Raw genomic sequence first — 20,597 nt, 5'->3', positions numbered from 1 at the left:
TATTGGCCGTTGTGCAGCGCCACGATGAACATTGCCGCTAACTCAGCACTTTCTTGCGCGGTTCAAGTCCAAGTCCCAATCCCGGAGGAGCGAGCCCTACGCCACCGCTTTCGTCCCCCAGGCTGCGAAGCCTATACTCCCTCACCCTGTCCGATTCCCCTCTCTGGGTGGTCCCCTCGCCCTGTACAAGGCCGTGCCATGACGTCGTCTTCCAACCAGCCCACCGCCTCACCAGTCAATCGCAAACTGATGCCCAGTCACCTCGATTTTCCGGTGGTGGGCATCGGCGCATCGGCCGGCGGCATCGAGGCCATCTGTACCTTCTTCGAACAGATGCCTGCCGACTGCGGCATGGCATTCGTGGTGGTGCTGCACCTGTCCCCGGACCATCAGAGCATGGCGGACCACATCATTCAGGGCGTAACGCGAATGCCCGTGCGCCAGGTGACAGCGCCTGTGCCGATCGAGCGCAATCACGTCTACGTGATCTCACCGGCCAGCCGGCTCTCCACCAACGACGGCTATCTGCGCGTCAGCCCGGCCAATCGCCGTCGTGGCGACCATGTGGCCATTGACCTGTTCTTCCGCGACCTGGCCGATGTGCACAAGGACCACGCCTTCTGCGTGGTGCTTTCGGGCACGGGCGCCGATGGTGCAGTGGGCCTGTCGCGGATCAAGGAACAGGGCGGCGTGACCCTGGTGCAAACACCAGACGACGCCCTGCACGACAGCATGCCCCGCGCCGCTATCGCCACCGGCCTGGTGGACTTCGTCATGCCGGCAGCCGACATGGCCCAGAAGTTGATGGAAATCTGGCTCAAGGCCAAGCAAGTGCGCCTGCCGGAAGTGGACGAGCAGAACATGCCGCCGCCGCTGGGTATCCGCGAGGGCGACCCGCAGCAGGCCGAACCGCTGCTCGAGGAAATCCTCCTGCTGCTGCGCGCCAACACCGGCCATGACTTCCAGCACTACAAGCGCGCCACCGTGTTGCGTCGCATCGAGCGGCGCCTGCACGTGACCGCGCAGACCGACCTGCCCGGCTACTACCGTTACCTGGAGCAACATCCGGAGGAGTCCGATGAGTTGCTGGCCGACATGCTCATCGGCGTGACCAACTTCTTCCGCGACCGCGAAGCCTTCGAAGCCCTTGAGCGGCATGTGTTGCCCGAGTTGGTCAGCGACGGCGAAAGCGGCGAAGGCCCCGCCGACATTCGCGTCTGGTCCGCAGGCTGCTCCACCGGCGAAGAAGCCTACAGCCTGGCCATGCTGGTCAGCGAGCAACTGGCCCTGGAGAAGCGCGAGGCCAAGGTCCAGGTGTTCGCCACCGACCTGGACGGGCGCGCCATCACGCAAGCGCGCAGCGGCAACTATTCCGAAGCGATCGTCACCGATGTGCCGCCCGGGCGGCTACGCCAGTTCTTCAGCAAGGAAGACCAGCACTACCGGGTGCGCAAGGAGGTGCGCGAGCAGGTGCTGTTCGCTCGGCACAACCTGTTGTCCGACCCGCCGTTCTCGCAGATCGACCTGGTGGTGTGCCGCAATCTGCTGATCTACCTCGACCGCGAGGTGCAGCGCGACATTCTGCAGATGTTCCACTTCGCCCTGCGCCCCGGCGGTTACCTGTTCCTCGGATCCTCCGAGTCGGCAGACCTGGCCGGCGAGCTGTTCGCCCCGGTGGACAAGCGCAACCGCATCTTCCGCGCCCGCGAAATGCCCAGTGGCCTGCGCCACTCCGGACGCCGGCTGACCGGAGCGGACCTGCCGCCCGCCACCCCGGGCACGCCGGTCAAGACGCGCGCTGCGCGCAAGCCGTCCTACGCCGAAGTCCATCACCGCGCCCTGGCCCGGCGCAGCCCACCCAGCCTGATCGTCGATGGCGAAGGCATGATCCTGCACATGAGCGACGGCGTCGGTCGCTTTCTGCAACTGACCGGCGGCGAGCCGAGCCGCAACCTGATCAATCTGGTGCTGCCCAGCCTGCGCCTGGCCTTGCGCAGCACCCTGTTCCAGGCCCGCCAGGGCTCCCAGGCGGTCACTTCGCGCCCGGTCGAATTGGGCGAAGGCGACGAGCGAATCCAGGTGGAAATCGTCGTCCACCCGCACAAGGACGACCCCAGCGTCAGCGAGTGCCTGCTGGTGGTTTTCGAGGAACGCGCCCCGGACCCTTCCATTGCGCTGGCCGGCGGCATCCGCCAGACCGACAGCATGGTGCTGACCAACCTGGAGCGTGAACTGCAGCGCACGCGCTTGCAGTTGCAGGAAACCATCGAGCAATCGGAGATTTCCAGCGAGGAACTGACCGCCTCCAATGAAGAGATGCAGGCCATCAACGAGGAGCTACGCTCGGCCAGCGAAGAACTGGAAACCAGCAAGGAAGAGTTGCAGTCGATCAACGAGGAATTGCTGACGGTCAACTACGAACTCAAGAACAAAGTCGAGGAAACCGACAAGGTCAACGACTACCTGAGCAACCTGATCGCCTCCACCGACATCGCCACGGTATTCGTCGACCGCAACCTGTGCATCCGCTGGTTCACCCCGCGCGCCACCGACATCTTCAACATGCTGCCGGTCGACACCGGCCGCTCGCTGCTCGACATCACCCACCGCCTCAACTATCCGGAGCTGGCCGACGACGCCCGCGCCGTGGCCCAGGGCGGCACCAGCATCGAGCGCGAGGTCAGCGGCCAGGACCAGCACTGGTACTTCACCCGGCTGCTGGCCTACCGCTCCAGCGAGCAGAAAATCGACGGCACGGTGTTGACCTTCATCGACATCAGCAAGAGCCGCGCCACCGAAGAACGCCTGCGCCTGGGCGAGGAACGCATGCGCCTGGTGGCCGAAAGCACCCATGACTTCGCTATCATTTTGCTCGACGAGCAGGGCTCGATCAGCGACTGGAACACCGGCGCTACCCTGATCTTCGGCTACACCAAGGAAGAAGTCCTGGGACGACACTACGAGTTGATCTTCACCGAGGAGGATCGCCAGGGCAGCGTGCCCGAGCGCGAACTGCACAGCGCCCGGGTCAATGGGCGCGGCCAGGACGAACGCTGGCACGTGCGCAAGGATGGCAGCCGTTTCTATTGCAGCGGCGAGGTCTCGCTGCTCAAGGGCAGCAGCCTGCGCGGCTACGTCAAGATCGCCCGCGACCTCACCGGCCACAAGCGCCTGCACGATGAGCAGAGCAAGCAACTGGCCGAGTCGCAAACCTCCAGCCACCTGAAGGACGAGTTCTTCGCGGTGATGTCCCACGAGCTCAAGCATCCGCTGAACCTCATTCAGCTCAACGCCGAAATCCTCCGCCGCCTGCCCGTGATCAAAGGTGCAGGCACCGCGAGCAAGGCGGTCAGCACCATCTGCGAAGCGGTGTCGAGCCAGGCCCGGATCATCGACGACCTGCTCGATGTGGCACGTATCCGTACCGGCAAGCTCAAGTTGCGGACCGAATCGGTCGATCTCACCGCGATCCTGCTGGGTATTCATGCGGTGGTGTCGAGCGAACAGCACAACTGCACGATCCGCCTGAGCGTGCCGGCCGATGGTCAGCCGCTGTACATCGAAGGCGACAGTACGCGGCTGGAGCAGATCATCTGGAACCTGCTGAACAACGCCCTGAAATTCAGCCCCGACGGCGGCGAGATTCATCTGCTGCTCAGCCGCGAAGACGACCAGGCCCTGCTGCAAGTCATCGACCAAGGGGTAGGCCTGCGCGAGGACAGCCTGGAGAAGATTTTCGACCTGTTCAGCCAGGCCGCCCCTGCCGCCACCAGCCACAACCGCGAAGGACTGGGCATCGGCCTGTCGTTGGTCCGCCAACTGGTCGAAGCGCATGACGGCACGGTGCGCGCGCAGTCGCCGGGCCTAGGCCAGGGCTGCGTCTTCAGCGTACGTCTACCGCTCAGCGCAGCACGCCAGGACGAGCGCGCCGATGCCCCGCCGCCACAGACCGAGGGCCGTCTGCATGGCATCTGCGTGCTGTTGGTGGATGACTCGATCGAGGTGCTGGACGTGATGCAGCAATTGCTGGAGATGGAAAGCGCCGTGGTGCATGCCTACAGCGATCCGCGCAAGGCGCTGGAGGCTGCCGGGCAGGACCGCTACGACATCATCCTCTCGGACATCGGCATGCCGGGCATGGATGGCCATGCCTTGATCAAGGCCCTGCGCAGCCTGGAACACTTGCGCAGCACACCGGCCATTGCCTTGACCGGCTACGGCGCCAGTGCCGATCAGCACAAGTCGCGGCAGTCGGGCTTCGACCGCCACCTGAACAAGCCCGTGGGCTACGACGAACTGATCGAGGTGATCGAGTCGTTGAGTGGGTCGGTGCCTTACTGAGGCCTGGCCTCAAGCATGCACGCTCCATTGCACCACGTCACCGGCCAGCGGCAATTCGTCGATGGCGTGGATCATCCCGCTGGCCAGCGCCTCGGCGGGGCCAAGGATACGCGGGTACGCCATCAGGTAGCGGGTGACGTCCAGGTCTTCGCGCGATCCCTGCGTGCGTTCGGCGACGATTTCGGCGTACAGCCTCAGGTCGTAGTCCAGGCTCATGGCGTATTCGGCCATGCGCGAATGGTCCACCGAGCCATGCAGCGTCCAGTGAAACGGGTGGAACAGGAACTTGCTGTAGCGGCAGGCGGTACGCCGGCTGCCTGCCAGGAACAGGATGTTGCCCATCGACTCGACGGTGCCGAGATTGTGGGTGTGCACCGGTATCGGTTGAGCCAGGAGGAAGTTGTACAGGGTGAAACCGTAGCTGCACTCCCCGCCCATGGTCGCGATGTTGATCTGCAGCGCCTCGGCACCTTGCTGGACAGCGCGCGAGCAGGTGTTGATCAAGTTGCCGCAGGTCGAGGAATTGATCGGGCCGGTGAAGTGGATGATATGTCGGGCCATGAGCACCTCCAGAGTGGTCCGGGCGCCTCGGGCATCCGGCTCTCGGTGGAATCGTGCGCAGCGACAAAGTTCCCCGCAACCACCGCTCGGCGAGCGTCGCTGACCGGCGCTGCACCGTCCAGCGCGCGCTGACCATCCATTCGGAACCCCCGCCCCTTCGTTTCAGTCGCACACACAGTATCGACCGATTCCAAGGAGACCCCGTGAGCGACATTCGCATCGGCATTTCTGGCTGGCGTTATGCTCCGTGGCGCAAGGACTTCTACCCCTCAGGTCTGCGTCAGGACGACGAGCTGGCATTCGCCTCGCGTGCAGTGAACAGCATCGAGATCAACGGCTCGTTCTACGCGCTGCAAACCCCGGAACGTTACCGCCAATGGCGCGACGAGACGCCCGAGGACTTCGTGTTCTCGGTCAAGGCACCGCGCTACATCACCCACGTGCGCCGGCTCAAGGACATCGACGAAGCCATGGCCAACTTCTTCGCCTCCGGCCTTTTACTGCTGGGCGACAAGCTTGGCCCGATTCTCTGGCAGTTCCCGCCGAACCTGAAATTCGACGAGGCGCGCTTCAGCCACTTCCTCGAGCATCTGCCGCGCGACCGCAAAGCCGCGCGCGACTGCGCACGGCACTGCAGCGAACGCCTCGAAGACAACGGCGGCCTGGCCATCAAAGGCAACGCACCGCTGCGTCACGCCATCGAGATCCGCCATGAGAGCTTCCTGTGCGAGGCTTTCATCACGCTGCTGCGCAAGCACAAGGTGGCCCTGGTGGTCGCCGACAGTGCAGGCAAGTGGCCGTGCGTCGAAGACATTACCGCCGATTTCGTCTACCTGCGCCTGCATGGCGATGTCGAGCTGTACAGCAGCGGCTACACCGCACGGGCGTTGCGCCACTGGCGCCTGCGCATCCAGGCCTGGAGCCGTGGCGAGCAGCCGGCCGATGCGCACTGCGTACTGGGCAAACCGCCGCGCAAGCGGGTGAGTCGCGACGTGTACTGTTATTTCGACAATGACCAGAAAGTGCACGCCCCCTTCGATGCGCGACGCCTACTGAGCAAGCTGGGACTGGACGGCGAGTTGGTCACCGAGCCCGGCGTGGAAACGGAGGTGCCGCTGTGATCGAGCCGCTGACCCAGCCCCGCCCCGCCGTCGACACCCGCGCCGCCGTGCGTCGCCTGAACGTGCTGACGCTCAACGTGCACAAGGGCTTCGCGCCGTTCAACCGGCGCTTCATCCTACCAGAGCTGCGTGAAGCGGTGCGCGCTACCGGGGCCGACCTGGTCTTCCTGCAAGAGGTGCATGGCAGCCATCACGCGCATGCCCAGCGGCATCCGGGCTGGCCGCAGACGCCGCAGTACGAATTCCTCGCCGACAGCATGTGGCCGCAGTTCGCCTATGGTCGCAATGCGGTCTATCCGCACGGCGACCACGGCAACGCACTGCTGTCGAAATTCCCGATTCTCGACCATCGCAACCTCGATGTGTCGATCAAGGGCAACGAGGAACGCGGTTTGCTGCACTGCCGCCTCGACGTGCCTGGGCACGACCAGGTACATGCCATCTGTGTGCACCTGGGCCTGCGTGAAGCGCATCGCCAGCGTCAGGTCGAGTTGCTGCTGGAACTGCTCGACAGCCTGCCGGCCAGCGCGCCCGTGATCGTCGCTGGCGACTTCAACGATTGGCGCCTGAAGGCCGACGACGTGCTCAGCCAGCACCTGGTCGAAGCCTTCGGCGAACGCTTCGGCACTCCGGCGCGCAGCTTCCCGGCCCGCTGGCCAGCGCTGCGCCTGGACCGTATCTACCTGCGCAATGCCATGCCCAGCCAGGCGCAGGTGCTCTCCAAATACCCCTGGTCGCACCTCTCCGACCACGCACCGCTCGCAGCGGAGGTGAACCTTTGAAGCAACCATCCTGGGTCGACGGCAACCATGTCGAGCTGCTGATCAACGGCGAGCAGTACTACCCGCGCGTATTCGAGGCGATGGCGGCCGCGCGCACGGAAATCCTTCTGGAGACCTTCATCATCTACGACGACAAGGTCGGCCAGCAGTTGCGCCAGACGCTGATCGACGCCGCCCAGCGCGGGGTGCGGGTCGAGGTGGTAGCCGATGGCTATGGCGCTGGCGAGCTGCCCGACGCTTTCGTCACCTCGATGGTCGAAGCCGGCGTGCACTTCCATGCCTTCGACCCGCAGCCGATGCTGGCGGGTATGCGAACCAATCTGTTTAGGCGGCTGCACCGCAAGATCGTGGTCATCGATGGCCAGCGGGCGTTCATCGGCGGCATCAACTACAGCGCCGATCACTTGGGCGACTTCGGCCCCATGGCCAAGCAGGACTACGCCGTGGAGGTCACCGGCCCGGTGGTGGCCCAGGTTCATACCAGCAGCCGTCGCCTGATGGCCCCGGTCCTGGACCGCGCCGACACCGTCGAGCCGGTGACCGCGCCCACCGGCGCTGCGCAGGCCACGCTGGTGCAGCGTGACAATGTCCGTCACCGTACCGACATCGAGGAGCAGTACCTGCAGATGTTCCGCCAGGCCGAGCGGCGCATCGTGGTGGCCAACGCCTACTTCTTCCCCGGCTACCGACTCCTGCGCGAACTGCGCAATGCCGCCCGACGCGGCGTGGAGGTGACGTTGATCCTGCAAGGCCAACCGGACATGCGCTGGGTGCGAGCCATCTCGCGACTGCTGTACAACTACCTGCTGCGCGACGATGTGCGCATTCACGAATACTGTCGACGTCCGCTGCACGGCAAGGTCGCGCTGGTGGACGAGCAGTGGTCCACCGTCGGCTCCAGCAACCTCGACCCCCTGAGCCTGTCGCTGAACCTGGAAGCCAACCTGATGATCCGCGACCGCGCATTCAACCAGCAGTTGTACCAGCACCTGAGCGAGCTGGCCGGCGAGCAGTGCAAGCCAGTCACCCTGGAACGCATGATTCGTGGCTACTGGTGGCGAGCGCCGCTGATCTTCATGGGCTTTCACTTCACTCGCTATTTTCCGCGCATCGCGGGCCTGTTCCCGGCTCATCGGCAGCGCTTGAAGTCGGTCCTGCCTTCGGTTCAGGAACAGGGTGAGCTGCACGAGGGCAACGTCTGATGGCCGAGAAGTCATGGAAGGTTTGGGGCAAGCGGGTGCTGACCCTGTGCTTCATCATCCTCATACCCACCCTGCTCTATACCCTGGCGCGCAATCTGGACTGGGACGAGGTGCGCCAGTCGCTGCTGGCCTACAGCCCGGCAACCCTGGCGCTGGGCCTGTTGCTGGCGCTCACCAGCTACCTGGTATTCGCCAGCTACGACCTGCTAGGGCGCGCCTACACCGGACACCGCCTGCCTGCCCGCCAGGTACTGCCGGTGGCCTTCGTGTGCTATGCCTTCAACCTCAATTTCACCACCTGGGTAGGCGGTGTGGCCTTGCGTTATCGGCTGTACGGCCGGCTGGGCCTGGACACCGCCACCATCACCCGGATCCTCACACTGGGCTTGCTGACCAACTGGATGGGCTACCTGCTGCTGGCCGGCAGCGTGTTCGCCCTGCGCCTGGTGAAGTTGCCGGAGGGCTGGGCGGTCGGCGCCAGCGGTCTGCAACTGATCGGCGTGGCCATGGTGGCCGTCGCCCTCGCCTACCTGTTCGCCTGCGCGTTCGCCAAGCGCCGCACCTGGCATATTCGTGGGCACGAAATCACCTTGCCATCCTGGCGCCTGGCGCTGTGCCAAGTGGCTCTGGGCGCGAGCAACTGGGCGTTGATGGCGGCGCTGATCTATCTGTTGCTGCCGCACGAGCTGTTTTATCCGTCGATCCTGGGTGTCCTGCTGATCAGTTGCATCGCTGGGGTGGTCGCGCACATTCCTGCTGGCTTGGGGGTGCTGGAAACGGTGTTCCTGGCGCTGCTTCACGGGCAATTGAGCCAGGGCACGCTGGTCGCCGCGTTGCTGGGCTATCGCACGCTGTACTACCTGATTCCGCTGTTGCTCGCCTTGATCGCTTACGTGGTGCTGGAAAAACGCGCCAAGGCGTTGCGCCAACAGGATCGCAACCGGCCGCAGGAAGCGGACGCGCGCTGATCGTCGGCCCAGGCTATGGCATGATCGGCGCTCCCGGATAATGAGCGCCGTGCATGTTGATCGACGAAGAGCTGACCCTCAAGAAGCTGGAGACGTTCCTGGCCTTCATGCGCAGCGGCAGCTTGGGCCGTGCGGCGAGTGAGCTGTCGACCAGCGCGGTGAGCGTGCACCGCGCCATTCATTCGCTGGAAAACGCGCTGCGCTGCCCACTGTTCAAGCACGAGGGCCGCCAGTTGATCCCATTGGAAAGCGCTTATGTGCTGGAGAAAAAGGCCCGCCAGTTGCTGCAGGACGCCGAGCAGATGGTGCGCCAGACCCGCGAGGCAGCCGGTTTCTATGCCGAGCGCTTTCGGCTCGGTGCGTTGTACTCGCTGACGGTCAAGACCGTACCGAAGCTGGTGATGGGGCTGAAGCTGCGCCGCAGTGAGCTGAATATCGATCTCACCTTGGGCTCGAATGTGGATTTGCTGCATCGCCTGAAAAATCACGAACTCGATGCGATTCTGGTGGCGCTCGACGAGAGCATCGAGGACCCGGCCTGCGCGCACCTGGCGTTGTTTTCCGACGATATCTTCCTGGCCGTGCCAAGCGATTCGCCGTTCGCCGAGCAGGACGAGGTGGATCTGGCGGACTTGGCCGACTCGACGTTCATCACCCTGACGCAGGGTTTTGCGACTCACCGGGACGGGGCGCGGGTGTTCGGCCAGGCGGGGTTCGAGCCGAAGGTGGCGATGCAGGTGAACGATATCTTCACGCTGCTGAGCATGGTCAGTTCGGGGGTGGGGTATGCGTTGTTGCCGGGGCGGATTGCGGCGGTGTATGAGAATCGGGTGAGGTTGATTGCGCTGCGCGAGCGGTATCGGTTGCAGCAGGATATTGGGGTGGTGTTTTTGAAGGCGCGTGAGCGGGAGCCGAATTTACTGGCGTTGTTGGCGGAGTGTCGGATGTATCGGCGGGGGGGTTGAGGGTTCTGGGTTCTGGGTTCTGGGTTCTGGGTTCTGGGTTCTGGGTTCTGGGTTCTGGGTGATTATCCATTGGCTTTGGTGAGGCTGAGTCACCTTTTCGCCTTTACGGCGACCCTCTTTTTTTCTTGGAAAAAAGAGGGGCAAAAACCGCTTGCTCCCGCATACGGCCCCTGCGCTGCGCGCAGGGGTTCCCTCGCGCCGGCGTCGCTCCGGGAGGACCGCGCTTAGGGGCCGTCCTGGCCCCAAGCGCTTGACGGGCATCCATGCCCGTCACCTCCCTGCGCAACGCCTCTGCTCGGCCTCCTGAGGTCGCGGTTGGCGGTGTTTGGGCTACCGCGCACTAAGATCAACGGCAACGGCAACGGCAACGGCAACGGCAACGGCAACGGCGGTTTGATCGCGCAGCGCTCCAGAACATCTGCCGCACCGCCCTGCTTCTAAGCGCGCGCCAGTTCAGACGCCGCCCATCGCGACCTCAGGAGGCCGAGCAGAGGTGGCATGGAGGGGGTTGACGGGCATGGATGCCCGTCAAGCGCTTGGGGCCATGGATGGCCCCTAAGCGCGGTACCCCCGGAGTGCCACCGGCGCGAGGGAACCCCGAAGCGCAGCGTAGGGGCCGGATGCGGGAGCAAGCGGTTTTTGCCCCTCTTTTTTCCAAGAAAAAAAGAGGGTCGCCGTAAAGGCGAAAAGGTGACTAAGCCTCACCATCGCAAACGGATAAGCCCAAAAAAATCTGCCAGCCTCGACTGATTCAGCACAAACCCAAATCAGGTACTTCCATAAATTCAAACTGGTGAGCGAGCGGCAAAATCCCACCTTCAAACTTAACCCCGCGAAAGTCGCATCGCTTTAATGCCGCTCCAGTAAACGTGCAATCAACAAACGTAGAAGCCCTAAACTCAACCCTGTCGAAAACCGCCTCTGTAAAATCACACCCTACGAATGTCACGCTACGCCCGCCATACTCCATCCCAGAACCCCCACCCAAGAATCTGGCGCGAACAAAGGTGGCAACCTCACAAACAGCATCATCCATGTTGATCACGAGCCTGCTCTTCGAGAAATCACAACCTTTCATTACGACATTACACATCAGTGCCCTGTCAAAGGATGCGCGCTCAAAGTTGACACCCACAAACACACTACAAGCTACCCCCTAGAGCACCATCGCCGCCACCCACCCAAAGCCCAGCAACGGCAAGTTGTAGTGAATGAACGTAGGCACCACCGTGTCCCAGATATGATGATGCTGCCCGTCCACATTCAACCCCGAAGTCGGCCCCAACGTAGAATCGGAAGCCGGCGACCCCGCATCGCCCAAGGCCCCCGCCGTCCCGACAATACACACGGTAGCCAACGGATCGAATCCCAGTTGCACACACAGCGGCACGAAGATCGCCGCCAGAATCGGCACCGTGGAAAACGACGACCCAATCCCCATGGTCACCAGCAACCCCACCAGCAGCATCAACAAGGCGCCAATGCCCTTGCTATGGTCGATCCACTGCGCCGCCGTCTCGACCAGGCTCTTCACCTCACCCGTCGCTTTCATCACCTCGGCAAACCCGGAAGCAGCGATCATGATGAAGCCGATCATCGCCATCATCTTCATGCCTTCGGTGAACAGATCGTCAGTGTCCTTCCAACGCACGATCCCCGACAGCGAGAAGATCAGGAACCCCACCATCGCTCCAATGATCATGGAGTCCAGCCACAGCTGAACGATGAACGCCGCCGCGATGGCTACCCCCGCCACCAGCAAGGTCACCGGGTTGTAGCGCACGCTGACCTGCTCCACCTCTTCGATCCGCGCCAGGTCATAGTCACGCTTGCGCCGGTAGCTGACGAACACCGCCAGCAGCAGGCCAACCAACATGCCCGCCGCTGGCAGTGCCATGGCATGGGTGACGTTGATCCCGCTGACATCCACGCCCGCACGGCTGACGTTGGCCAGCAGAATCTGATTGAGGAAGATGTTGCCGAACCCAACCGGCAGAAAAATGTAAGGCGTAATCAGCCCGAAGGTGATCACACAGGCGATCAGCCGACGGTCGATGCGCAGGCGCGTCAGCACGTACAGCAGCGGCGGCACCAGCAGCGGGATGAAGGCGATGTGGATCGGCAGCACGTTCTGCGACGCCACCGCCACCACCAACATCAGGCCAATCAGCAGCCACTTCAGCCGACCGCTGTGGTCATGGCCCTGGCGGTCGATCATCGCCAAGGCGCGGTCGGCCAGGGCATGGGCCAGGCCCGACTTGGCGATGGCCACGGCGAAGGCGCCCAGCAGCGCATACGACAGCGCCACCGGCGCGCCGCCGCCCAGGCCGCCATTGAACGCGGCGAGCGTGCCCTCGATGCCCAGGCCGCCGACCAGTCCACCGGTCAGGGCGCCGACGATCAGCGCGATGACCACATGCACGCGGGACAGGCTCAGTATCAGCATGATCCCGACCGCGGCAATCACTGCATTCATGGTGTGCAATACCTCGTTGACGACAGACGAAAAACCAGCGTCCGGCGACAGACTGCGCGAGGCAGTGGCCGGAACAGGGGGTGTGGTTCTGGAGGGCGCACACTCTGAAGCACTCGACCAGGGATGTCAAAACTGCCGACCCAGGGCATTTACGCCAAGCACGCCCACGTCATCGAATATTCACGTAAAGAAACCAGCGTCCACGCCGACATATCCGGCGACCCCCGCTCTGTTCCTATAAGGGATGATTCACCATGCCGCTGCGCCAACTGTCCATCCAATGGAAGATCACCCTGCTCGCCGGGCTGTGCCTGGCCAGCATCGTCACCCTGCTCGTCGGCCTGTCGCTGTACCGCATGCAGCACAGCTCGGCGCTGGTCAAGGCGAGCAGTACGCAGATGCTCACCGAGTCGGCCCAGGCCCGTATCGAAGCTCAGGGCGAAGTGCAGGCACAACGCATCCGCCGTCAGTTCATGGACGCCTACCAGTACGGCGCAGGCTTCGCCCGCCAGGTGCTGTTCCTGCGCGAGCAGGCGGAAAAGCGCTTCATCGACGCCTATGACCTGCGCCAGGATCTCACCGCCCAGGTGCGTGCCGCGCTGCAGGCCAACCCCGACCTGCTCGGCCTGTCGCTCACCTTCGAGCCCAACGCGCTCGACGGCAAGGACAGCCTGTTCGGCGGCCAGGCCGAGCTGGGCAGCAACGAGACCGGCCGCTTCGCCCTGTACTGGTCGCAGCCCAAGGCCGGCCAACTGACCTCCATGGCCCTGCCCGAACACGACATGGCCGACACCACCACCGGCCCCAGCGGCGAGCCGGCCAACACCTGGTGGACCTGCCCGCGCGCCACTGGCAAGGTCTGCATCGTCGAGCCCTACTTCTACGAAATCGCCGGGCAGCAAGTGCTGATGACCAGCATCGTCTTCCCGCTGTCGGTCGACGGTAAAGTGATCGCCACCCTGTCCATCGACACCAACCTCAACAGCCTGCAGGCGCTGACCGAAAACGCCAGCCGCGAGCTGTACGAGGGCCGCACCCGGGTCGGCATTCTTAGCCCCGCCGGGCTGCTGGCCGGCTACAGCGCCGACGCCAGCGAGTTGGCCAAGCGCTTCGACCAGGTCGACACGCGCCAGGGCGCAGAACTGGTCAGCAAGCTGGCCGAAGGCAAGCTGCAGGTGCTGCAGGGCGAGAAGCGCCTGAAAGTGCTGGCGGCCTTCGCCCCGATTCCCGGTGGCCGGCCGTGGGGCGTGCTGCTCGACGCGCCGCAAAGTGCCCTCACTGGCCCGGCCGACGCCCTCAAGCAAGCGCTCGATACCCTCAACACCAGCGGCACCCTGCTCGAACTGGCCCTGGGCGTGGGCGCCGCCCTGGCCGGGCTGCTGGCGGTGTGGTTGATGGCGCGTAGCGTGACCCGACCGATTCTCGGCGTCGCCGCGATGCTCGAAGACATCGCCAGCGGCGAAGGCGACCTGACCCGCCGCCTGACCTACGACAAACGTGACGAACTGGGCCTACTGGCCGGCTGGTTCAACCGCTTCCTCGACAAGCTGCAACCGACCATTGCCGAGGTCAAACGCTCGGTGCAGGACGCACGCGGCACCGCCGATCAGTCGGCGGCCATCGCCAGCCAGACCAGCGCCGGCATGGAGCAGCAGTACCGCCAGGTCGATCAGGTGGCCACCGCCTCCCAGGAGATGAGCGCCACCGCCCAGGACGTCGCCCGCAGCGCGGCCCAGGCGGCGCAGGCGGCCCGCGAGGCCGATCAGGCCACCCGTGAAGGTCTGGCGGTGATCGACCGCACCACCGACAGCATCGGTGCCCTGGCGACCGACATGAGCAACGCCATGTCTCAGGTCGAGGGCCTGGCACAGAACAGCGAGAAGATCGGCTCGGTGCTGGAGGTGATCCGCTCGATCGCCGAGCAGACCAACCTGCTGGCGCTCAACGCGGCCATCGAAGCCGCCCGCGCCGGCGAGGCCGGGCGCGGCTTCGCGGTGGTCGCTGACGAGGTGCGCAACCTGGCCCGACGGACCCAGGAGTCGGTGGAGGAAACCCGCCAGGTGATCGAGTCGCTGCAAGCCGGCACCCGCGAAGTGGTCGGTGCCATGGACAGCAGCCACCGCCAGGCCCAAGGCGGTGTCGAACAGGTCGGCCATGCAGTCAGCGCCCTGCGCCGTATCGGCGAGGCGGTCACGGTGATCAGCGACATGAACCTGCAGATCGCCTCGGCCGCCGAGGAGCAAAGCGCGGTGGCCGAGGAAATCACCGGCAACGTGGCGACCATCCGTGACGTGACCGAGTCGCTGTCGGGCCAGGCCAACGAATCGGCACGGGTCAGCCAGTCGCTGAACAGCCTGGCCAACCAGCAGCAGGCGTTGATGGATCAGTTCCGCGTGTGAGTGCCAAGGCGCGCCTGAACAGGGCGCGCCGACGTGCGGAAAGGGTTAGTCGCGGCTGCGCGCCACCTGCCACAAGCGCGCGATGGCCTCGGCCCGCGCTTCGAGCAGCACGCCCGCCTCGCTGCAGGCGCGCTCCAGGCTGGTCGGGCCGCTGGCCAGGGCGAATGCCGCGTCGATGCCGTGGGCGTACAACGCTTCGAACCCTTCGCCCAGGGTGCCGGCGATCACCACCACCGGCACGGCGTGGCGTTTGGCCACTCGCGCCACGCCCAACGGGGTCTTGCCGCGCAGGGTCTGGGCGTCGAAGCGCCCCTCGCCGGTGATCACCAGGTCGGCGCCCTGCACCACTGTCTCCAGGCCCGCCAACTCGGCCACCACCTCGACCCCAGGACGGAACCGCGCGCCCATGAACGCCTTGGCCGCGAAGCCCATGCCACCGGCCGCGCCGCAGCCGGGGAAATCACGCAGGTCTTCGCCGAGCAACTGCGCGCAATGGTCGGCAAAGTGCCCCAGCGCCTGATCCAGTGCCTGCACCTGCTCGGGTGAGGCGCCCTTCTGCGGGCCGAACACCGCCGACGCGCCATGGGCGCCGCACAGCGGATTGTCGACGTCGGCCGCCACCTCGAACTGCACTTCGCCCAGGCGCGGGTCGAGATCGCTGGCGTCGATTTGCGCCAGAGCGGCCAATGCCAGCCCACCCTCGGCCAGCGCCTGACCGTCGGCGTCCAGCAGGCGCAGGCCGAGCGCGCGCAGCATGCCACTGCCCGCATCGTTGGTGGCGCTGCCGCCGATCGCCAGGACGATGCGTCGAGCCCTGCCGCGAGCGCCGCCGCCACCAGTTCGCCGGTACCCCAGGTGCTGCTGCGACAGGCGTCGCGCTCGGCGCTGGGGATGCACTGTATCCCGCTGGCCTGGGCCATCTCGATGACTGCAGTGCGCTCCTGCGCCAGCCAGCCCCAGCTCGCCTCCACCGGCGCCCCCAAGGGGCCGCGCACCATTTGCCGGCGCAATTCGCCCTGGGTGGCCGCGACGATCGCCTCCAAGGTACCCTCGCCGCCGTCGGCCATCGGGCACTCGATGCGCTCGGCCTGAGGCCACACCTTGGCCAGCCCAGCGCTGATGGCCCGGGCGACGCCGGCGGCATCGAGGCTGTCCTTGAACGAATCGGGGGCGATGACGATTTTCATGGGGATTCTCCTGTCCTGTTGCAGGGCATGCTGACAGTTGCCGATCGGCGCGGCTTCTGTCCGCTGCACAAAAGCGCCAGGCCGGGTTTGGGCAAATGCCCGTGAGTATCAGGCCGTTGGCGCTACTCGGCCGGCAGCAACTGCAAGCCGAGGTACAAGCTCAGCATGCCGTCCAGGCGCAGGGGGTCGACCTCACTCAGCTCGGCGATGCGTTCGAGCCGGTAGCGCAGGCTGTTGCGGTGGATGCCCAGGGCATCGGCGCAGGTCTGGCTCTGCCCATCATGGGCGCACCAGGCGCGCAGGGTGGCCAGCAACTGCCCGCTGGCGTCCTTGACGGCAATGCGCCGCAGCGGCTCGAGCAACTCGTCCAGCGCATCGTCATGGCGATGGCGCCACAGCAGCGCCGGCAGGCGATACCGCGACAGGCTCAGCAAACGCTCGCCAGGCACCACCTCGCGACCATAGGCCAACAGGTCACGCACACGGCGATAGCCCCGACGCAGTTGGTCGAGACTCTGCGCCGCGCCGCCCAAGGCCAGACGCTGCACCTGCCAACCGTGACGCTGCAAGCGTTCGAGCAGGCGCGCCTCATCCAGGGCCACCGAGGCTGGCCGACACCACAACAGCGATTGGCGCGCCGGGCTGACGCACCAACTGTCGGGATAGCGACTGCTCAGCCAGGCCGACAACAACTCGGCCGGCGGCCCGGCTTCCAACTCGAACAGACACGGGATACGCGGCAACTGCGGCTTGAGCCCCAGTTGCCGGGCTTCGTCGACCAGTCGGGGCGAGTCGCCGCTACCGCCCAGCAGCAAGGCCAGCAGGTCGTCGCAGCGCTGACGTCGCCACTGTTGCTCAACCTGCTGGTTACGTTGCGCCAGCAGCATCTCGGCGGTCATGCGTACCAGTTCGGCGTAGGTGCGCAGGTGCTGTGGATCGCCGGTCAGCCCCAGCACGCCGATCAACCGCTCATCGAGCATCAGCGGCAGGTTCACGCCCGGCTGCACACCTTTGAGGCACTTGGCCGCCTCGCCGTCGAGTTCGACGATGCGTCCGTTGGCCAGCACCAGTTGCGCCCCTTCGTGGCGGGTGTTGATGCGCTCCGGCTCGCCGCTGCCGAGAATCAGGCCCTGGCTGTCCATGACGTTGACGTTGCAGGGCAGGATCGCCATCGCCCGGTCGACGATGTCCTGGGCCAGCTCGTGGTCAAGTTCGAACATGTGGGTTCCTTGCAGTGGCAGACTTCGTTGCGCGGCACAATCGTCGGCGCCCGGCGCTGTGCAGACGCACAAAGACAGCAGCGCCTGGCTCGCCGAGACTCGTTCGGGCGAGCGTCGGTACAGGCGCCGCAGTGACAATCATAACAACAGAGAATTTCATCATGGCACACAGCCCAGCCCCTGACCAAGGCCACGACGCCAGCCGCGATGCGCTCTACCGGCGCATCACCCTGCGACTGATCCCGTTCATTTTCATCTGCTACCTGTTCAACTACCTGGACCGCGTCAACGTCGGTTTCGCCAAGCTGCAGATGCTCGACGCGCTGAAATTCAGCGAAACCATCTATGGCCTGGGCGCCGGCATCTTCTTCATCGGCTACGTGCTCTGCGGCCTGCCCAGCAACCTGGCGCTCAACCGCTTCGGCCCGCGGCGCTGGATCGCGGTGATGATGATCGCCTGGGGCAGCCTGTCGACCTGCCTGCTGTTCGTCACCACGCCCATGGAGTTCTACGTGCTGCGCCTGTTCACCGGCGCCGCCGAAGCCGGCTTCTTCCCCGGCGTGGTGCTGTACCTGTCGCGCTGGTTCCCGGCGGACCGTCGCGGTCGCATCATGGCCCTGTTCATGTCGGCGATTCCAGTCTCGGGACTGCTCGGCGGCCCCTTCTCCGGCTGGATCCTCGATCATTTCGCCGCCGGTCAACACGGCCTGGCCGGTTGGCAATGGATGTTCCTGATCCAGGGCCTGCCCACCGTGGCGCTGGGCATCCTCGCGGTGTTCCTGCTCAGCGACGGTTATCAGAAAGCCACGTGGCTCAGCGAAGCGCAGCGCCAACTGATCGCCCGCGACCTCGCCCGTGATGCCGCCAGCAAACCGTCCACGACCGGCGACAGCGTGCTGGCGGTGCTGACCAACCCACTGATCTGGACCTTCGGTTTCGTCTATTTCTGCATCCAGAGCGGCGTCTACGCGATCAACTTCTGGCTGCCGTCGATCATCAAGAGCCTGGGCTTCGACAGCCCGCTGCTGATCGGCTGGCTGAGCGCAATTCCCTACCTGCTGGCCGGGGTGTTCATGATCCTGGTGGGGCGCTCGGCCGACCTGCGCAACGAGCGCCGCTGGCACTTGGTGGTGCCCATGCTGATGGGCGCCCTGGGCCTGTTGATCGCGGTGAATTTCGCGGGCAACCCCGCGATTGCCATCCTCGGTCTGTCGATCGCCACCATGGGCGCGCTCACTGGCCTGCCGATGTTCTGGCCGATGCCCACGGCGCTGCTCAGCGCCAGCGCGGCCGTGGCGGGCCTGGCGATCATCAACTCGGTCGGCCAGATGGCAGGCTTCCTCAGCCCCTACCTGGTCGGCTTCATCAAGGACCAGACCGGCTCGACCGACGCCGCGCTGTACTCGCTGGCCGGCTTGATCGTGGTCGGCAGCGTGGTGGCCTTGCGCGTGTCGCGCGCAGGGAATGCCCAGGCGTCCTGAGCCCGAATCCCCGCCCGCCTCTGGGCGGCGGGGACTGACTCACTCAACGCGCGACATTCACCTCCTCGGCTTCGTGCGGCGGCGGCACCACGATCCGGCTCAAGTCGATGTGCCGGAAATCCGGCTTGCCGCCCAGGCGTGCGTTGTAGCGGGCGTTGAAGGTGAACGGGTCGTGGGTCGGCACATCCAGCGCCTGGCCATACGCACCCGCCACCGCCGAGGCGTCATAACCCATCAGCTTGAGCAAGGTCGGGAACAGGTTGTAATGGCTTGAAGCATTGCGGTTCTGTGCCAGGTACGCCTGCCAGTCCAGCGCCTTGACCCCCTGCCCCTGGATGACCACCAGCGGCACCAGGCCCTCCTCCATCACCGGATCGCTGTCGCAATGGGTGTTGAGCCCGGGATTGCCACGCTCGTGCAGGTCCTGGCCATGATCGGAGGTGTAGATCAGCACGGCCTGGCTCAGGTCGGCCTGGGCGAACAGGCGGCGGAAGAATTCGCCGACGTTCCAGCCCAGGGTATTGCGATAGGCGTTGCGGTAAAGCACCCAATCCTGCGCGGTGCCGCTGAAGCCTTCGCGCGACCCGGTATCGGCTACGTCCTGGAAGCGCCCGCGTGGCAACGCCGGCTGATAGGCCATGAAGGCGTCGGGGTACTTGTCGTGCACCGGAAAGTGCGCGCCGAGCTTGTTGATCACGATCAACTGCGGCTTGCCGTCGCCCAGCAGGCCGATCAACTGCTGCAACGCGGCCATGTCGCGGTCGACCACTGGCGTGGTGTCGAACTGGATGAAACGGTCGATGTCCTGCTTCTCGGTGTCGGTCATCAGGTTCTGCAGGTTGCCACCGGTGCGCTGCGCATCGATGTACACCGTGCCCATGCCCGCACGCTTGGCGTACTGCCAGATCGACGGCTGCGTCGAGTTGATGCGCAGGTAGTCCTCACGGGTGCCGCCAAAGCGCAGGGTGACGTTGGTGTCGGCGCTGCAATTGGCGGCCGAGGCGGCATAGCCGAAATTGACGATGTCCACGCCGGGGTATGTCTGCAGCAGATGACTGGGTACGCCCGTCGGTGTGTTCAGGTCCAGGTAGTTGCCGGAAATGCTTTCGTCGATCACCAGCACGATGTCACGCGCCAGCGGCGCGCTCGACTGCGCCAGCTTCACCGGCTCGCGCGGCCCCACCCGGTCGTGCAAGGCTTCGTAGCCGAACAGGCTCAGGTACGCCAGCGGCGTGTACATCACCGGCAGCCCACGGGCACCCTCGCCGGCACGCACGAACAGCATGCCGATCAGCAGCGCCAGCGCCAGCAGCGGCGCGCCGATCGGCAGCCACTGCGGCAGGCGCGGCGCCGGCCCAGGCCGCAGTCCGACGCCCAGCAGCACCAATACCGAGCTGGCGGTCGCCAGGGTGATCGCATAGTGGTACTGCTCCAGTGCCTCCTGGACGAAGCCGCCGGCATACACCATCGAGACGAACGCGCTGTAGGTCAGGTACGCATCGGTGATCCGCAGGTAGGCGTCGAAGAACAGCCCACCGACCGCGAACGCCAGCGCCAACGGCCAGCGCAGCCAGGCCTGGCGGATCCACGCCGACAGCAACAGACCCGCCGTCAACAACGCCGCGAGCCCCAAGTACAGCACCAGCGGTACGCCCAGCCCCAGCGCTTCGACGCGCTCGGCGTAATACCCATGAAAACTCGCCAGATAGGCCAGCAGCAGGGCCAATTTGATCCATCCGCGCATGATCCCAACGCTCCGATGACGGGGTGATTTTGCCAACCGTAGCACTGTTGAAACAAATCTCAACATGAAAAAGTCAATTTTCCGTCGATATCCTGACGCCATAATCCGGCCTGAAAAAAATCCTTCACATTGCTCCTTCTATCAACGCAA

At 64.9% G+C, this 20,597-nt stretch carries 13 protein-coding genes and 2 pseudogenes; 8 read left to right on the top strand and 7 right to left on the bottom strand.

Annotated features, from left to right (window positions below; translation table 11 throughout):
• The first annotated feature begins 198 nt into the window (after positions 1–198).
• Positions 199–4,341 (top strand): CheR family methyltransferase, encoded by a 4,143-nt coding sequence (locus tag NJ69_RS07240; RefSeq protein ID WP_039577573.1) that lies wholly within the window; start codon positions 199–201, stop codon positions 4,339–4,341.
• A 9-nt stretch (positions 4,342–4,350) separates the two neighbouring features.
• On the opposite strand, the gene NJ69_RS07235 is transcribed toward NJ69_RS07240, so the two are convergent.
• Positions 4,351–4,908 carry an ATP-dependent Clp protease proteolytic subunit gene (locus tag NJ69_RS07235; RefSeq protein ID WP_275898088.1) on the bottom strand — a complete coding sequence of 186 codons (558 nt, stop codon included), beginning with the start codon at positions 4,906–4,908 and terminating at the stop codon, positions 4,351–4,353.
• A gap of 197 nt (positions 4,909–5,105) precedes the next feature.
• On the opposite strand from NJ69_RS07235, the gene NJ69_RS07230 reads away from it, so the two are divergent.
• From NJ69_RS07230 to NJ69_RS07210, 5 genes are read left to right on the top strand one after another with little or no spacing between them, the layout of a single operon-like run.
• Complete coding sequence (locus NJ69_RS07230) at positions 5,106–6,023, top strand: DUF72 domain-containing protein (protein ID WP_039577568.1); 918 nt, start codon at positions 5,106–5,108, stop codon at positions 6,021–6,023.
• A complete protein-coding gene (locus tag NJ69_RS07225; protein WP_039577566.1) occupies positions 6,020–6,805 on the top strand; it encodes an endonuclease/exonuclease/phosphatase family protein in 786 nt (261 codons plus the stop codon). Before NJ69_RS07230 ends, NJ69_RS07225 begins: the two co-directional genes overlap by 4 nt.
• Positions 6,802–8,007: a cardiolipin synthase ClsB gene (gene clsB, locus NJ69_RS07220; protein WP_039577565.1), complete on the top strand. Its 1,206-nt coding sequence runs from the start codon at positions 6,802–6,804 to the stop codon at positions 8,005–8,007. Before NJ69_RS07225 ends, clsB begins: the two co-directional genes overlap by 4 nt.
• Positions 8,007–8,975 (top strand): lysylphosphatidylglycerol synthase domain-containing protein, encoded by a 969-nt coding sequence (locus tag NJ69_RS07215; RefSeq protein ID WP_029615165.1) that lies wholly within the window; start codon positions 8,007–8,009, stop codon positions 8,973–8,975. The genes clsB and NJ69_RS07215 overlap by 1 nt, the downstream gene beginning before the upstream one ends.
• 53 nt (positions 8,976–9,028) lie before the next feature.
• On the top strand, positions 9,029–9,940 hold the full coding sequence (locus tag NJ69_RS07210; protein ID WP_039577562.1) for a LysR family transcriptional regulator: 912 nt from the start codon (positions 9,029–9,031) through the stop codon (positions 9,938–9,940).
• Positions 9,941–10,691: 751 nt separating this feature from the next.
• On the opposite strand, the gene NJ69_RS22355 is transcribed toward NJ69_RS07210, so the two are convergent.
• From NJ69_RS22355 to NJ69_RS07205, 3 genes and pseudogenes are all read right to left on the bottom strand, one after another.
• The gene (locus tag NJ69_RS22355) at positions 10,692–10,976 is read right to left on the bottom strand and encodes a pentapeptide repeat-containing protein (protein WP_245219546.1); all 285 of its coding nucleotides are present in this window, start codon (positions 10,974–10,976) and stop codon (positions 10,692–10,694) included.
• Between the two features lie 21 nt (positions 10,977–10,997).
• Positions 10,998–11,075 (bottom strand): annotated as a pseudogene (locus NJ69_RS23135) (hypothetical protein); the annotation flags it as partial.
• Between the two features lie 21 nt (positions 11,076–11,096).
• On the bottom strand, positions 11,097–12,416 hold the full coding sequence (locus NJ69_RS07205) for a Na+/H+ antiporter family protein (RefSeq protein ID WP_029613511.1): 1,320 nt from the start codon (positions 12,414–12,416) through the stop codon (positions 11,097–11,099).
• A gap of 254 nt (positions 12,417–12,670) precedes the next feature.
• On the opposite strand from NJ69_RS07205, the gene NJ69_RS07200 reads away from it, so the two are divergent.
• Positions 12,671–14,815, top strand: a complete 2,145-nt coding sequence (locus tag NJ69_RS07200; protein ID WP_039577559.1) for a methyl-accepting chemotaxis protein — start codon at positions 12,671–12,673, stop codon at positions 14,813–14,815.
• Positions 14,816–14,860: 45 nt separating this feature from the next.
• On the opposite strand, the pseudogene NJ69_RS07195 reads toward NJ69_RS07200, so the two are convergent.
• Together NJ69_RS07195 and NJ69_RS07190 are read right to left on the bottom strand one after the other, a co-directional pair.
• Positions 14,861–16,002, bottom strand: a pseudogene (locus tag NJ69_RS07195) (glycerate kinase).
• 122 nt (positions 16,003–16,124) lie between these two features.
• A complete protein-coding gene (locus NJ69_RS07190) occupies positions 16,125–17,222 on the bottom strand; it encodes a sugar diacid recognition domain-containing protein (RefSeq protein WP_039577557.1) in 1,098 nt (365 codons plus the stop codon).
• A 161-nt stretch (positions 17,223–17,383) separates the two neighbouring features.
• Between NJ69_RS07190 and NJ69_RS07185 the strand changes: the two genes are divergently transcribed.
• On the top strand, positions 17,384–18,703 hold the full coding sequence (locus NJ69_RS07185; RefSeq protein WP_029614825.1) for an MFS transporter: 1,320 nt from the start codon (positions 17,384–17,386) through the stop codon (positions 18,701–18,703).
• A 43-nt stretch (positions 18,704–18,746) separates the two neighbouring features.
• On the opposite strand, the gene NJ69_RS07180 is transcribed toward NJ69_RS07185, so the two are convergent.
• Complete coding sequence (locus NJ69_RS07180) at positions 18,747–20,447, bottom strand: sulfatase-like hydrolase/transferase (protein WP_039577556.1); 1,701 nt, start codon at positions 20,445–20,447, stop codon at positions 18,747–18,749.
• Between the last annotated feature and the right edge of the window lie 150 nt (positions 20,448–20,597).

It is taken from the genome of Pseudomonas parafulva (assembly GCF_000800255.1).
In the GTDB taxonomy this organism is placed as follows: domain Bacteria; phylum Pseudomonadota; class Gammaproteobacteria; order Pseudomonadales; family Pseudomonadaceae; genus Aquipseudomonas; species Aquipseudomonas boreofloridensis.
The sequence above is the reverse complement of the archived record's forward strand: the minus strand, read 5'-3'. Positions and strand labels throughout refer to the sequence as shown.

Excerpts from the sequence above, each read along its gene's own strand:
- NJ69_RS07215 (WP_029615165.1), top strand. The coding sequence starts at position 8,007 with ATGGCCGAGAAGTCATGGAAGGTTTGGGGCAAGCGGGTGCTGACCCTG.
- NJ69_RS22355 (WP_245219546.1), bottom strand. The coding sequence starts at position 10,976 with ATGGATGATGCTGTTTGTGAGGTTGCCACCTTTGTTCGCGCCAGATTC.
- NJ69_RS07185 (WP_029614825.1), top strand. The coding sequence starts at position 17,384 with ATGGCACACAGCCCAGCCCCTGACCAAGGCCACGACGCCAGCCGCGAT.
- NJ69_RS07205 (WP_029613511.1), bottom strand. The coding sequence starts at position 12,416 with ATGAATGCAGTGATTGCCGCGGTCGGGATCATGCTGATACTGAGCCTG.
- NJ69_RS07240 (WP_039577573.1), top strand. The coding sequence starts at position 199 with ATGACGTCGTCTTCCAACCAGCCCACCGCCTCACCAGTCAATCGCAAA.
- NJ69_RS07200 (WP_039577559.1), top strand. The coding sequence starts at position 12,671 with ATGCCGCTGCGCCAACTGTCCATCCAATGGAAGATCACCCTGCTCGCC.
- NJ69_RS07180 (WP_039577556.1), bottom strand. The coding sequence starts at position 20,447 with ATGCGCGGATGGATCAAATTGGCCCTGCTGCTGGCCTATCTGGCGAGT.
- NJ69_RS07190 (WP_039577557.1), bottom strand. The coding sequence starts at position 17,222 with ATGTTCGAACTTGACCACGAGCTGGCCCAGGACATCGTCGACCGGGCG.
- NJ69_RS07210 (WP_039577562.1), top strand. The coding sequence starts at position 9,029 with ATGTTGATCGACGAAGAGCTGACCCTCAAGAAGCTGGAGACGTTCCTG.